Here is a 14202-nt window from a genome sequence, read left to right on the forward strand (position 1 = left end):
CTTGATGTGGTTATCGTTCTGGTTTTTCCAGGTTCTGTGCACGTTCGGTACGTTTTTGTATATGCTCCAATTGCTCCACTGTAGTCTGATAATCTTGCGGGTAGTTCATATTAAACACAGCTTGCCGCCACATCTCTAAGCTCGCACCTGGCCAATCGCCCGCTGTCTCATAACGAACGTTCAATGAATCTAGCCAGTCGATCAGACGAAGACGGTCACTACGCAGACATTGCTCGGCAGACGGCAACACACTTTGATGGTATATGCCTAGCAGCGGATGTATACGTCCATCCACCGAGGCGATCACTGCCTGTAACTCAGGTTGTGCTGGCTGGGGCAATGAGCCATTTCCTGTCAAGGTTGTATGATCTCCTTGTACTTGTTGCTTTCCTTGTTCACTATTTGTCTCTTGCGCCGCTGCCCAGTTCGTTGCGTGAGTAAGCAAAGCACACAATATCTCTGGCTGCACGAAGGGCATATCGCAGGCAACGACAATGCCCCACTCCGTTGTGGAAGCAGAAAGCCCCGCATGAATGCCGCTCAAAGGCCCTAAGCCGGGACACAGGTCTTTTGTCGTTTCCAGATCAAACTCTCTATACTGTTGTGCATCCCGAGTCACTACAATAACCCGTTTTGCTACCTGCCCCAACACAGCGGCTATTCTCTCCAGTACCGTAACACCTCCCAGCTGAAGCAGCGCCTTGTCCTGTCCCATTCTGCTAGAGCGCCCACCTGCCACGATAATTCCAGTCACCTCCACCATCACCATCGCACCTCCTTTTTGCTAGACAAACTCTATCATTAACACGAATAAATCTAATAATATCATCTATATAAAGTATAAAAAATGGCGATCCACCTGGATCGCCAAAAAAGAGGGTGCCTATTCGTCTAGTTCGTTACTTTTAATTCGTGAACTTAATAAGTTGCAAAAATCGTTTTATTATGGAAGTAGCCTCCGCCCGGGCCGCCTGCTGTTTGGGCGCAAGCAAGTCGGGAGAGACACCCTTAATTAAGCCTTGCTCTGTAGCCTGCGCCATAGCATCTTGAGCCCAAGGAGAAACAGTAGATGCATCGCTGTAAACCTCTTTATATTTCTCACTAGAAGGACTGGCATTTAGAGTCTGAGCGTAATGTGCAGCCTTTTCAGCAATGACCGCGATCTCCTCACGTGTAATCACCTTTTCTGGCTCAAATGACTGATTCCCATAACCACGAATCAAACCAGCTTCCACCGCAGCTCCAACACTACCAGCATACCAGGCATTTTCTTTCACATCTGTAAAAGGCTCTGTTAACGGCTTCTCCTGCATACCAAGTCCGCGAACAAGCATTGCCACAAATTCAGCTCTTGTTACAGCCCGATTTGGTTCAAAAATATCAGGCTGGACGCCTTTGACAATTAGCCTATTTGCCAGCATCTCGACATCTTTTCGTGCCCAATGATTCTCCAGATCCTTAAACTTTTTGTCTGCTGAGACTACAGCATAAATGCTGTTATGATTTGATTTGATAATTGCCTCTGTTAGTCCATTTACATTCCGAATCAATACGGGAACAGATGACAACACACCTGTCTGAGGATCAAACCATACGGCCGCTACATGCTCAGGATCAACTTCATGATCCACAATCAATTTTCGCTCCACATAGTGCCCAAAAAATTCAGTGATCTCTTGATCTCCAGCCATAAGCTTGAAATCAACCGGGTTTACCACAACATTCGCTAAACCCCTGTCAGCAATAGCCTGCCTTACTTGTGCACTGTTTTCGCCTGTCAACGCTGAAATTTCAACGATTAGGTTGTCTTCAGGATATAATGAGGCCAGTTTGCCAACCAATTCAGCAGAAAGAGTAAACTGAGCTACTGCCGTGTGAATACTAATCGGCACCTTTGTATTTTCTCTCTCATATTCCTTTAAAAAGTCAGAAGGTATACTTACTTTTGCTGCTTTGCTGTATCCCGAGGCATCAACTATCAGTTCTTTCTGGTCAACATTTGTAACATTCAGGGCTTGGCTGGCGTCCCCATCATTCAAACCAATAAGTTGAATAGTGTGGCTCTTATCAGTTACCGTCTTAGCGTCTGTTAATAGGACACCAGTCTTAGTCTCTGTTGGGGAAGCCGCTGACGAGGTATCCTGAGCTGACGTTTCTTTATCCTTAGAACGATGTGAGCGCTCATCTCGTACGCGGAACGCCCATTCCTCTGGAGTATGCATCCCCACATACGGATTCATTGCCAAATCTGTTAGCGCCCCCGAGGTAATTTCCAGATAGTACGACTTTCCTTCTTCCAACCCACCTGATAGCTCAATGTACGCTATATTTTCCTCGCCTTTTAACGTAAAATTCGAATTTCCTGCACCCGATATTCGCAGTTCGCGAACCACTGCCCCACCTGAGGCTTCATGGAGTCTTACATAGCCTTGGTTCCACTTCATGGGCTCATTGAACTCCAGCATAAAACCGGCATACGTGCCTACTCCACTGAGCTCCAACCCTTCCGGTGATCTCTTTTTCACCAGTTTCGGCGCGGTAGTGTCTGCTGTCTGGAAGGTCCACATGTTCTTGTCCCAAATCGCATTGGTACCTTGACCCGCACGGTCTACAAACATACCCGAGCTGACCTCCACATAATACTGGGTACTATCCGCCAGTGGATGATCCAGTTCCATCCGCACATGCTGACCACTGATATGTACCGTGCCACCTACGACTGTACCTCCGCTCACGTTAACCCGGCCCGCTTCACTTCCATCCTTCTGGTGCACCACCAGATGGCCTGTGCCTAGTTGGACCTTTTCGCTGAATGCCATTCCCAACTCCGGTGTGAGCGTCCACATATTTCCGTGGGGGGACATATAGGTATAATAGGGTCTCTCATCTTGCACGCGGAACGTCCACTCCTCTGGAATACGCGTACCCACATACGGATTCATTGCCAAATCCGTTAGGGCTCCCGAGGTGATTTCCAGATAGTAAGACTTTCCTTCCTCCAGCCCGCCTGATAGCATAAATTCGACTACATTATCATGTCCTTCTAGCGTACTGTTTAAATTTCCTGCACCGGATACTCGTAGTTCGCGAACCACTGCCCCACCTGAGGCTTCGTGAAGCCTTACGTAGCCTTGGTTCCACTTCATCGGCTCATTGAACTCCAATATAAAGCCTGCATACTGGCCTGCACCACTGAGTTCCAATCCTTCAGGTGTTCTTCTCTTTACCAACTTCGGCGCGGTGGTGTCTGCTGTCTGGAAGTTCCACATGTTCTTGTCCCAAATCGCATTTGACCCCTGACCCGCACGGTCTACAAACATACCCGAGCTGACCTCCACATAATACTGGGTACTATCCGCCAGTGGATGATCCAGTTCCATCCGCACATGCTGACCACTGATATGTACCGTGCCACCTACGACTGTACCTCCGCTCACGTTAATCCGACCCGCTTCACTTCCATCCTTCTGGTGCACCACCAGATGACCTGTGCCCAGTTGCACCTCTTCACTGAATGCCATTCCCAACTCCGGTGTGAGCGTCCACATATTTCCGTGGGGGGACATATAGGTATAATAGGGTCTCTCATCTTGCACGCGGAACGTCCACTCCTCTGGAATACGCGTACCCACATACGGATTCATTGCCAAATCCGTTAGGGCTCCCGAGGTGATTTCCAGATAGTAAGACTTTCCTTCCTCCAGCCCGCCTGATAGCATAAATTCGACTACATTATCATGTCCTTCTAGCGTACTGTTTAAATTCCCTGCACCGGATACTCGCAGTTCACGAACCACTGCCCCACCTGAGGCTTCGTGAAGCCTTACATAGCCTTGGTTCCACTTCATCGGCTCATTGAACTCCAATATAAAGCCTGCATACTGGCCTGCACCACTGAGCTCCAATCCTTCAGGCGTTCTTCTCTTCACCAGCTTCGGCGCGGTGGTGTCTGCTGTCCGGAAGTTCCACATGTTCTTGTCCCAAATCGCATTGGTACCTTGACCCGCACGGTCTACAAACATACCCGAGCTAACTTCTACATAGTACTGGGTGCTGTCCATCAGCGGGTGATCCAGTTTCATCACCACATTACGACCACTGATATGTACCGTGCCACCTACGACTGTACCTCCGCTCACGTTAATCCGACCCGCTTCACTTCCATCCTTCTGGTGCACCACCAGATGGCCTGTGCCCAGTTGCACCTCTTCACTGAAGCTCATGTGCAGGTTCGAGGTGAGCGTTTGACCACTCCCCTCTGGATACAGATGCGTATAACGGGGTCTCTCATCTCGTGTGCGGAATGTCCAGTCCTCCGAAGTATGCATCCCTACATATGGATTCATCGCCAAATCCGTTAGTGCTCCCGAAGTGATTTCCAGATAGTACGACTTTCCTTCTTCCAGCCCACCCGAAAAGGAAAAGTAGGCTGTATTTTCCCAGACTGATAGGGATTTCCCCGTTCCCCACTGACCCGATATCGGTAACTCACGAACCACTGCCCCACCCGAGGCTTCGTGCAACCTTACGTAGCCGTGGTCCCATCTCACTGGCTCATTAAACTCCAGCATAAAGTTCGCATCGTAGGGACTTACGCCACTCATGTCTGGGCCCTCTGGTCCCTTCCTCACCAGCTTCGGCGCTATGGTGTCTGCCGTCTGGAAGGTCCACATGTCCTTGTCCCAAATCGCATTGTTGCCTTGACCCGCGCGATCTACAAACATACCCGAGCTAACTTCTACATAGTACCGAGTACTATCTGCCAGCGGATAATCCAACTCCATTGACACGTTCTGACCGCTGATATGTACCGTACCACCTACGACCGTACCTCCGCTCACGTTAATCCGTCCCGTTTCACTTCCATCCTCCTGGTGCACCACTAGATGACCTGTGCCCAGTTGCACCTCTTCACTGAACGACATAGCCAGATTTGCGGACAAAGAAACGCCGCTTTCCTGAGGTGAAAGCCATGTATAGTATGGAGGCTCGTCCATTTGCGCCTGCATATAGACTGATAAGGCCACGGGGGATGAGGAAGCGTCTTGTATGAACCCGTCCGACACCGACACATTCTCCGTCGTATTGTCGCTTACGCTCTCCGATGCAAACGTCGCTGAAATATATGGGTTTGCCAGGCTGAGCACCTGTGTTGTCAGCACACCTGCCTTAATCATTCGATTTACATGATTCTTATTTCTTTTATTCTTGCTCATATACGTGCTCCTTTTTATCTAGGTGTGAATGGAACGGTGAAATTCATGGATCTCGTTCTTGATTTCCATATAATCCTGCTGGCATTTCCATATGAAATCTCCGAAGTATAGCAAAATTTGTTCCCCTCTGATCAGAGGATTCCTGCTGCTCTGAATGGCGTCCATTTTACTGTACAAAAACTCATACCGCATACGATGGCGAGGCAGAACATATATTTTGAAAAAACAATTACCTAATAATGAGGCAAATAAGTCGTCAAACTGTCCAAAGGACTCGTTCAGCATATTGGCCTGCTTCAGACTGAGCTTATGTTTGATGCCGAGCAATACATGATGAATCTGCTCCATAATGGCTTGAAAAACCTCTTTTTCCCGCTGAAGCTCTTCAATGCGTGACCTCAGAAACAAGAGATCGTATTCCGAATTACTGCTGGTTTGCAGCCACGTGTCGTCAATAACACCTTTTAACCGTGTCTGGATGATCTCTTCCAAGTTCTGAAAAGATGTTCCCTTAATAACAGCACCTTCACGCGTTGTGTTTATAAATTCGGTTCCCTTCACTGTACTAATGTAAAACTCCATCTCTGTTTTCATTTTGATAAAAGAATGTCGTGTAACCACCTGTTGGCCATGAACGCCTTCTACACGCGGCAAATCCGCACTAGCTGGAACACCTTGGGCATGAGTAATCCCCTCAGCATAATATTGTTCATCCCGATAGGCTAAATTTTGCCCCACCAACACAATAGGGTCTGCTTTCATCTGGATCAGACATTGGAGTGCAATGACCGCTACTGAAGGAGCATCGTTAATAATCGTTGGTTTATTTCCCTCCGGTGTCCGCAATACGTGCTTGGAGAGTTCATCCTGAGAAATGATGATATGCATAAGACGACCTGGATAATGATCGAGTGTGTGTTTACCGACCGTACTGCCGAAAATAAGTGGAATTGAATCAATTCGCTTGTCGATCACCTTTTGAATTACATTTACGTTGTATTCGTTCGGGTCATAACTGAACGTGCCGTGCGGATAAATGCCATGCTCCACCAGCGTGTTCACTGCCGATCCTACTGTAAACAGATAAGCAAGATTGTGCTCACGAATATGTCGCAGGTGTTCAATTTCGTCGTTAAGCGAAGGGCCAGCAGATATTACTAAGACTGGCTTGTCCCTAATATGCTCTGAGCCCGCGTGCAAAAAATTTGAACTATGTAAAATATAAGGGAAATTATGAATACTGTTTAACGCCCATTTTTTTTCGTACACGTTATTGATAGCCATTTTGTCCTTCTTGTTAGAGACCATTTTGTACAATATTTCATTAAATTTCTTTAATTGCGCAGCAAATAAGGAACGATACGGGAGCCATGGAACAACAAGGACCCCAGATACACGGTCAACCAACCTATGCAGTGTACCGATTGTTTCTCCAGTCATTCCTCCTACCATAACCTCTTCGATCATCTTATCAGCCAGCCAATCGGTTTCATTCAGATGCTGTAAAAAAGTATTCATCACATCAATGTCCGGCTCGACGACGGAGAAGCTGGTATTCGGGTGTCTACGCAGAAATTCACGGACATGATACCCAAGTCCTATACCAAAAAAGATCACGTGCGCTTGAGGTTTAACTTCTTTAAAGCCCGAAATAAATAATTCTGCTTCCCGCCCAGGCTGCTCAAGATCATGCAAATAATATGATTTCCCCTCACGAGTCAGTACTAAATTGGGCTCGTTGGTTTCAGAAGTCACCAACTCACTTCCTTCTCCTGCCTGAAGCAAAAGAAGCCGAGGAAATCGGCGGTACAAGGAATTGTCTCTACGATGCTGTAATGCCATTTTCCATCCCTTTCCACCCGGATATTTCATAAAACCAACTATACAGGCCAGTCGATTAAACCTATATAGTTTCTTATGAAGCATAGTATTCTGATTTTATGTAATATCTGCGACAATGTATTTTATTCAGAAAAAAATAATCCTAAATTCTCCTGATTATGGATTAAGTATCGGTTATTCTATGTATAAACTTTAGGTCTTAAGAACCTATCTATAAATAAAGATTTTGTAACTAACCAAACATTTACTTGGACTAACCATATATAGTCTCCAATGCTGTAGCTCGTCTACATGTCGCCCCTTGGAACAACAAAAACAATAACTAGTAAAATAGCGAAATAATCTTTAAGTTTGCTTAAACCATTATCAAATTAGTATCTTCTAATAATTATTACATAATTGTTAATTTATTGGTTTGTTAACCCTTTCAACACATGATACATTGGAATAAAGAACCTCCCCACAGATCGGCATCGATGCGCAGTTCTCTATCGGGCTAAGAAAGGAATGGCTTGTCTTGCAAAAGAGAGAAATTCAAGAGACTCCTCTATATTCCTTAAAACTGTATAATTTTTTTCTATATGGAGCTATGGTCATTTTCTCCAGCTTCTTCCCGTTGTATCTGCAAGATATCGGCATGGACAAGCTGGAGATCGGGAGTCTGATGGCCATCGGGCCTTTTGTATCCGTATTCGCGAACCCTTTTTGGGGCTATACAAGCGACCGGAGCCGTAACCTCCGACGTATTCTGCTATTTATGATTATAGGTACCTTGTTATTGCTACAAGCTTTGTTTTATGTCCATACGTATATCATGATTTATGTGTCGATGATTGGTTTTTATTTTTTCCAAAGCCCTTTATTTGCGCAAAGCAACAGCCTAATTCTCAGCTATATTGAGGGCACAGACCGGAAATTTGGCGCATTCCGTATATGGGGTTCCTTCGGTTGGGCTGTGACAGCAGCAGCTGCCGGCATAGTTATTGACCAAACGGGGATATCCAGCATATCCACCATCTTTACGGTACTTCTTCTGGCTGCATTGATCTGCACCTTGTCGATTCCACCACTGAAAAGCACTGTGGAGACAGCAACCATCCATTTACGCGGCTTTGGCAGTGTTTTAATGAACGGATACTTTATATCCTTTATTTTATTGGGCATCCTTGTATCCATCCCGAATTCGATCAACAGCGCCTTTATGTCCCTGTACATCACCGAGCTGGGTGGGTCCAAACAGATGCTTGGTTTTGCTGTTTTTATGTCATCGGTATTCGAAATTATTGTATTTTTGCTGTTTGATCGCTTCTTGAAGAAAAGAATGACTGTGATGGTCGGCTGTTTGGCACTCGTCAGTTTGCTGTTTGCCTTACGTTGGGAACTGATGGCTCTGGCCACAGACCCGATTCAGATTGTGTTCATTCAGGCACTTCATTGCGTCACCTTCGGTGGATACTTCTATGTAGGCACCCAGTTGACCGTCCTATTTACCCCTGCAGCATACCGATCATCCGGACAGGCCGTATATACCTTGACCTGGAGTGGTATATCCGGTATCGTAGCAGGTTTTGCGGGAGGATGGCTATTCCAGAACTTTGGTGGAGAAATGATGTACCATGCAGGGGTGTTCTTCGCCCTACTTGGATCTGCGGGATTCGCTATCATGTGGTATATGCTGTACAAAAACGGTTATCAGCCAGGACTGCCAGCGGGCACAAACGAATAGAAGAAGCCCCTTAACAACACTAGAGGAATGAGCTATCCTCCCTTCTGGCTCGTTAGCAAAGACAATAGAGTATCGTCAAGTCAATGATCATGTATAAAGAGTGTGCATGCGTAAAATAAAGGAGTCTGCCGACGGCAGACTCCTTTTCAACTTGGTCGCACGAAGCTACCATCTCTCCCACACTTTCCACCAGCCTATTGCTTAGGCAATTGGAAAGAGCTTTTCAACGACACAACACGGTTAAATACAGGCTGACCCGGTTGGGAAAGCTTCGGATCGACACTGAAATAACCATGACGGAAAAATTGGAACTTGTCCTGCGATTGAGCTTCTTTCATGTTCGGCTCGACATAGCCATGAGCAATTTCCAAAGAGTTCGGATTCAATTGGTCAAGGAATGTTTTTTCCGATGCATCCTCTTCAATCTCTTCCGTGTCCTCTGCGTTAATCAAAGGCTCATACAAACGGAATTCGGCAGGTACAGCCTGAGTAGCCTCTACCCAGTGGATCGTGCCTTTCACTTTACGTCCAGTAAAGCCTGATCCGCTCTTGGTTTCTACATCATAGGTACAGTGGATTTCCGTTACATTTCCGTCTGCGTCCTTAATCACATCGTTACATTTAATGAAGTAAGCATGCTTGAGACGTACTTCATTACCAGGGAACAAACGGAAGTATTTGCTCGGCGGATTTTCCATGAAGTCCTCACGCTCGATATAAATCTCACGGGAAAACGGAATTTGACGTGTACCGAGTTCCGGATTTTCAGTATTGTTTTCCGCCTCCAGCATTTCAACTTGTCCTTCAGGATAGTTTGTGATAACTACCTTCAACGGATCTATGACTGCCATGGTGCGGGGTGCCTTAAGCTTCAAATCCTCACGTACAAAATGCTCCAGCACCTGCAAATCGATGACTCCGTAGGCTTTGGAAATGCCTGTCTCATATACGAAGCTGCGGATGGCTTCCGGCGTGTAGCCGCGACGACGTAAACCGGAAATCGTCGGCATACGCGGATCATCCCAACCATCTACGTGCTTTTCATCGACCAGAAGCTTGAGCTTACGCTTGCTGGTTACGGTTTGAGCCAGGTTCAGCCGTCCAAATTCGTATTGGTGCGGTACCTTTTCCATCTCACATTCAGCTACAACCCAATCATACAGCGGGCGCTGATCTTCGAATTCCAGCGAACAGAGCGAGTGCGTTACTCCCTCAATCGCATCTTCCAGCGGATGAGCATAGGAGTACATTGGATAGATACACCATGTGTCGCCTGTATTGTGATGTGCTGTGTGTGAAATGCGGTAAATAACCGGATCACGTAAATTAATATTTCCTGAAGCCATATCAATTTTGGCACGCAGCACCTTTTCACCATTTTGGTATTTGCCTGCACGCATCTCTTCAAATAGCTTCAGATTGTCTTCCACACTGCGATCCCGATAAGGGCTATTTTGCCCCGGTTCGGTCAATGTGCCACGAGTTTCACGGATTTGGTCCGCGCTTTGATCATCCACGTAGGCTTTACCCTTTTGAATCAGCAGGATGGCACGCTTGTACATTTCTTCGAAATAATTGGAGGCAAAATGTTTTTCCTCCCATTCATAACCGAGCCACTTCACATCCTCCTGAATGGAGTTCACGTATTCCGTGTCTTCCTTCGCCGGATTGGTGTCGTCAAAACGCAGGTTGGTGCGTCCTCCGAATTCATCTCCCAACGAGAAATTGATCCAAATAGCTTTGGCATGTCCAATATGCAAATATCCGTTAGGTTCAGGCGGAAATCGTGTAACGACCTCCTTTACCTTACCCGTACGTAGATCCTCTTCAATAACATTTTTAATAAAATTGGGGGGAGTGATCGGCTTCTCCACGCTAATCAACCTTTCTTCCGTATAATCTGTGTAAAACCTATTCCCTTAAATATACCCTTTCACACCGCATAACTCAATAAAATGAAAATCCTTATGCTCTCTTCAGCAAAAAAAGTGACAAGTTATGAAAAAGAGTTAACATTTTCGGCAAATAAATTCGTTATAGTGTATATATCTTTTATTTTGCCCGGAAAAGGAGACCCACCCGTGTTTAAGCTGCTCATTGTGATCCTGCTGTCTATGCTTTTGTCCTCTTCCGTCATGACTTCCGGCCATCCTTCATCGGACCCAGTGAACGAAACCGTACAATCTCGTCCGCTAGCCAGCGCTCCAGAAGACTCATCCGTCCGCTTATATGCCGTTAATCCGTCACAGGGATTATTCCAATCAGCTGTACTGGAAATCGGCCAGCAACGCCGCACATTCCGATGGTCAGGCTCGGCGGACATCTCCACCGCACCACAATTATTTTACAGGGATGTGAACGGGGATGGTGTCCGTGAAGCCGTCGTGATCCTCACGCGTGCCTCGGGAACGGGTGTCGAATTGCAGGAATTGCATATTGTTAACGCACGCACGATGGAAGAATATGCGGTCGAATCGGCAGTAGATGCTGTGTCCCAGCGCGTACATAGCTCAGTGGAGCTACGTGACCACAACCGCCAGGTTCATATTGCTGTCACGATTGACGGTGTTACACACACGATAAACCCTAAAGCATCCGTATTTTACGATGATCCAGCCCAATTTACAAAGTATCTCGATTTTAGCTCTGTCGTAATGTATGATGCTGAACAGCTTCCTCTGCAAGCCACTGTATCTGGCAGTGTATCCCCAACCGAATTTGTAGGGGATTTGGATCTAAAATATGTATACGAGCATGAACGGTTCCGGGTGGGACCTATTGAATTTGAAGCTTCCTCTCCCTTTTGACGACTCTCGCAGAATAAGGTAGCATGGGATTAAATGCTAGACTGGCTGGTTTAGCGATTTTCCGAGTGAAAGAGGGGATCAATCATGTTTACATATGCGTTGGACGAACGCACAGTCCTTCGGCCGCTCACCAAGGAGCATGTGCAGCCTCTGTTTGAGCTGATCGAAATGTCCCGTGACCGCCTGCGTCAATGGCTTCCATGGGTAGACTCTACCACGGAAATCAGCCACACAGAGCAGTTCGTGCAGGGCGCCTTGAAACAAGCCGCAGAGAACGGTAGTCTGACCGCCGGAATTTGGATAGACAACGAGCTTGCTGGCATCATCAGCTACCATGAGATCAATTGGACTCACCGCTCCGTTAGCATCGGATACTGGCTTGGACACGGGTACGAAGGACAAGGTCTAATGACCAGCGCCTGCCGCGTATTCGTTGAATATGCTTTGATGGAGCTGGACTTGCATCGGGTCGAAATCCGTTGCGCAACTACGAACCGCCGCAGCCGCGGTATTCCGGAACGTTTGGGCTTTGTGCTCGAAGGCATTGTACGCGAAGCGGAATTGCTGCCCGACGGCTACATGAACCACGCAGTGTACGGTATGCTCCAAAATGAATGGAAGCAACTTCGGTAATATTGTATTGTACAACAACGCCGCAGACCTGATCAGGTCTGCGGCGTTGTTGTTTTAGGCCGGCATACAACCGAATTGCTGTCTGTAGCCTCCCGCCTATTTTAAGAAATAGGCCATTAACACATCATCTACAAATTGGCCTGCTATGTAAAACTCCTCATGCAAACGTCCTTCAATCGCGAAACCGCTTTTTTCATAAAACATAAGGGCTTCCGTGTTGCATGAGAGTACACGCAAACTCAACTTACGTATGCCCTCCGCAGCTGCAATGTCCTTCATGGAGTTCATGAGCGCCGTCCCAATACCTTTGCGATGATAAGCTGGATGTACAGCTATATTTATTTCGAGTACATGACAGTTACTAGCCAACAGCGTTGGAGGACGAAATCCAATATACCCGCAGAGTACTTCCTGTTCGATGGCGACCAGTTGAGAGCCTGGAGGCGTATTGCGCAGAAACTCTCCACGCGACTTCCAAGACAATGAAGCGGGAGCCGTGCGTTCATTCCATACCAATTCATCCAGCGCAATCAGATTAGGAGCATCCTTCATCTCCGAATGACGTATCGTCAAGGGTTGACTTGTAAACAATTCCTTTCAATCCTTCCTGTGAAGGCTTTCCTGAAGCAATAACTACAACCATCCGTCACTATTGTACCATAATCACAGCATATTACTGCACTTTTATTAGGACTTAAGAACTGGGAGCATCCACCTTGGACGTCGTAGTATCCAAAGTATCCGAATGATGCCGGAAACGGTTCAACCAGCTATGCAGGACGAAAAACAGGATCGACAACACCGCTACGCCTGATGCCAGCCAAAGTGTAGGCGGTAACCCACCGCCATCATACAACTTCCCCATAATATAAGGCCCCATTACCCGTCCGGCTGCGCCAATGCCCCCCACAAGCCCAATGTAAAAGGGTGCACCCCGACCTCCATGATCAGACAGGAATGCTGGAACGGCAGGTGCAATCAGCATTTCTCCCAGGGTCGCCAGAACCATAGCGAATATCATTCCAGTATAGTTCTGTGTGCCCAGCATGACAATATAAGCCGCCAAATAAAATCCTCCGGCCCATGTCATTTGCGCTGAAGCGTGATGAGCGTACAGTCGTTTTATCCAAAAAATAATGGGTTGTGCGGCAAAAATAAGGATACCATTCAGTGTCCATAGTAATCCATACATCGTTTTAGGCAAGCCCTGCTCAATAATATGGGGAGACACTCCTGTATTCCAGATCGAATTCCCGAACCATAAAAAAAGCGAACCTAACCCCACAAAGAGATACAGTCTGGTATCACGAAACAGTAATCGAGCTGGTATTTCCTCTCTTTTTTTCACGGACTTACTGAGCTGCACTTCTCCCTCTTCCCGATCCACCCTGCTTAGATAAGACCAGAAGAACCCGGCAAATACCGCAGAAGTCACTCCGTTCATCACGAAGCTGAGCTGATAGGAAAGGTCAGCCAGAACGCCACTCAATCCCGTACCCACTGCAACCCCAATATTGTTAGCGACATAAATAATATTAAACAGCTCACCACGACGGTCAGCGAAACGAAAACCTACAAAGGCCTGAATCGCAGGCACAGATACGACATTAAAAAAGCCGATAAAGCCCATCATGATGACAAACGCTACCCAATGACCACTGGTAAATGGAAGCGCGAGAAGTCCCAGCGCGTTCATCGCGAGTGAGCCAACAATCAGTTTCTTGGCTCCAATACGGTGATAGAGGGCTCCGCCCAGCACTTGACCAAAAATTCCACCGAGAGATTGCACTAAAATCGCAATCCCTGCATCTCCCATACTACGGTTTAGCTCGTCAAACACATACATGCTAACCAACGGCCACATCAGGGAACTTCCAGCGGAATTAATCAGGCTAGCAACGAGAAACACTTTCACTTCTTTCGGGTAAGACTCCAACCATTTCATATCTTTTGTTTCTCCTTTTGCATCTGACGCCAT

General features: G+C 46.9%; 8 protein-coding genes and 1 pseudogene. 3 read left to right on the forward strand and 6 right to left on the reverse strand.

Annotated elements, in window-relative coordinates:
- Window positions 1-10 precede the first annotated feature (10 nt).
- The 3 genes from mobA to G9G54_RS10215 all read right to left on the reverse strand — a co-directional run bounded on the left by mobA (window position 11) and on the right by G9G54_RS10215 (window position 7058).
- Window positions 11-763 carry a molybdenum cofactor guanylyltransferase gene (gene mobA / locus G9G54_RS10205; protein WP_185156293.1) on the reverse strand — a complete coding sequence of 251 codons (753 nt, stop codon included), beginning with the start codon at window positions 761-763 and terminating at the stop codon, window positions 11-13.
- A 142-nt stretch (window positions 764-905) separates the two neighbouring features.
- Window positions 906-5216 carry an Ig-like domain-containing protein gene (locus G9G54_RS10210; RefSeq protein WP_165177781.1) on the reverse strand — a complete coding sequence of 1437 codons (4311 nt, stop codon included), beginning with the start codon at window positions 5214-5216 and terminating at the stop codon, window positions 906-908.
- 18 nt (window positions 5217-5234) lie between these two features.
- Window positions 5235-7058: a motility associated factor glycosyltransferase family protein gene (locus G9G54_RS10215; protein WP_165177783.1), complete on the reverse strand. Its 1824-nt coding sequence runs from the start codon at window positions 7056-7058 to the stop codon at window positions 5235-5237.
- A 517-nt stretch (window positions 7059-7575) separates the two neighbouring features.
- Here G9G54_RS10215 and G9G54_RS10220 point away from each other — a divergent pair.
- Window positions 7576-8798: pseudogene (locus tag G9G54_RS10220) on the forward strand (MFS transporter).
- A 180-nt stretch (window positions 8799-8978) separates the two neighbouring features.
- Here the strand turns inward: G9G54_RS10220 and G9G54_RS10225 are convergent.
- Window positions 8979-10658 carry a glutamine--tRNA ligase/YqeY domain fusion protein gene (locus G9G54_RS10225; RefSeq protein ID WP_165177787.1) on the reverse strand — a complete coding sequence of 560 codons (1680 nt, stop codon included), beginning with the start codon at window positions 10656-10658 and terminating at the stop codon, window positions 8979-8981.
- 207 nt (window positions 10659-10865) lie between these two features.
- Here G9G54_RS10225 and G9G54_RS10230 point away from each other — a divergent pair, with 207 nt between their 5' ends.
- Together G9G54_RS10230 and G9G54_RS10235 are read left to right on the forward strand one after the other, a co-directional pair.
- On the forward strand, window positions 10866-11591 hold the full coding sequence (locus G9G54_RS10230; protein WP_039271598.1) for a hypothetical protein: 726 nt from the start codon (window positions 10866-10868) through the stop codon (window positions 11589-11591).
- Between the two features lie 84 nt (window positions 11592-11675).
- Window positions 11676-12224: a GNAT family N-acetyltransferase gene (locus G9G54_RS10235; protein WP_028540721.1), complete on the forward strand. Its 549-nt coding sequence runs from the start codon at window positions 11676-11678 to the stop codon at window positions 12222-12224.
- 96 nt (window positions 12225-12320) lie between these two features.
- Here the strand turns inward: G9G54_RS10235 and G9G54_RS10240 are convergent, their stop codons facing one another.
- Entirely contained in the window at window positions 12321-12815 is a 495-nt protein-coding gene (locus G9G54_RS10240; RefSeq protein ID WP_165177789.1) for a GNAT family N-acetyltransferase, read from the reverse strand.
- 103 nt (window positions 12816-12918) lie between these two features.
- Complete coding sequence (locus G9G54_RS10245; RefSeq protein WP_069290563.1) at window positions 12919-14169, reverse strand: MFS transporter; 1251 nt, start codon at window positions 14167-14169, stop codon at window positions 12919-12921.
- Window positions 14170-14202 lie beyond the last annotated feature (33 nt).

This window comes from Paenibacillus sp. EKM212P (assembly GCF_011066115.1).
Lineage (GTDB): Bacteria > Bacillota > Bacilli > Paenibacillales > Paenibacillaceae > Paenibacillus > Paenibacillus polymyxa_B.

What these genes read in the sequence shown, in the direction of transcription:
- G9G54_RS10245 (WP_069290563.1), bottom strand. Translation starts at nt 14,169, where the DNA reads ATGAAATGGTTGGAGTCTTACCCGAAAGAAGTGAAAGTGTTTCTCGTT.
- mobA (WP_185156293.1), bottom strand. Translation starts at nt 763, where the DNA reads ATGGTGGAGGTGACTGGAATTATCGTGGCAGGTGGGCGCTCTAGCAGA.
- G9G54_RS10235 (WP_028540721.1), top strand. Translation starts at nt 11,676, where the DNA reads ATGTTTACATATGCGTTGGACGAACGCACAGTCCTTCGGCCGCTCACC.
- G9G54_RS10215 (WP_165177783.1), bottom strand. Translation starts at nt 7,058, where the DNA reads ATGGCATTACAGCATCGTAGAGACAATTCCTTGTACCGCCGATTTCCT.
- G9G54_RS10210 (WP_165177781.1), bottom strand. Translation starts at nt 5,216, where the DNA reads ATGAGCAAGAATAAAAGAAATAAGAATCATGTAAATCGAATGATTAAG.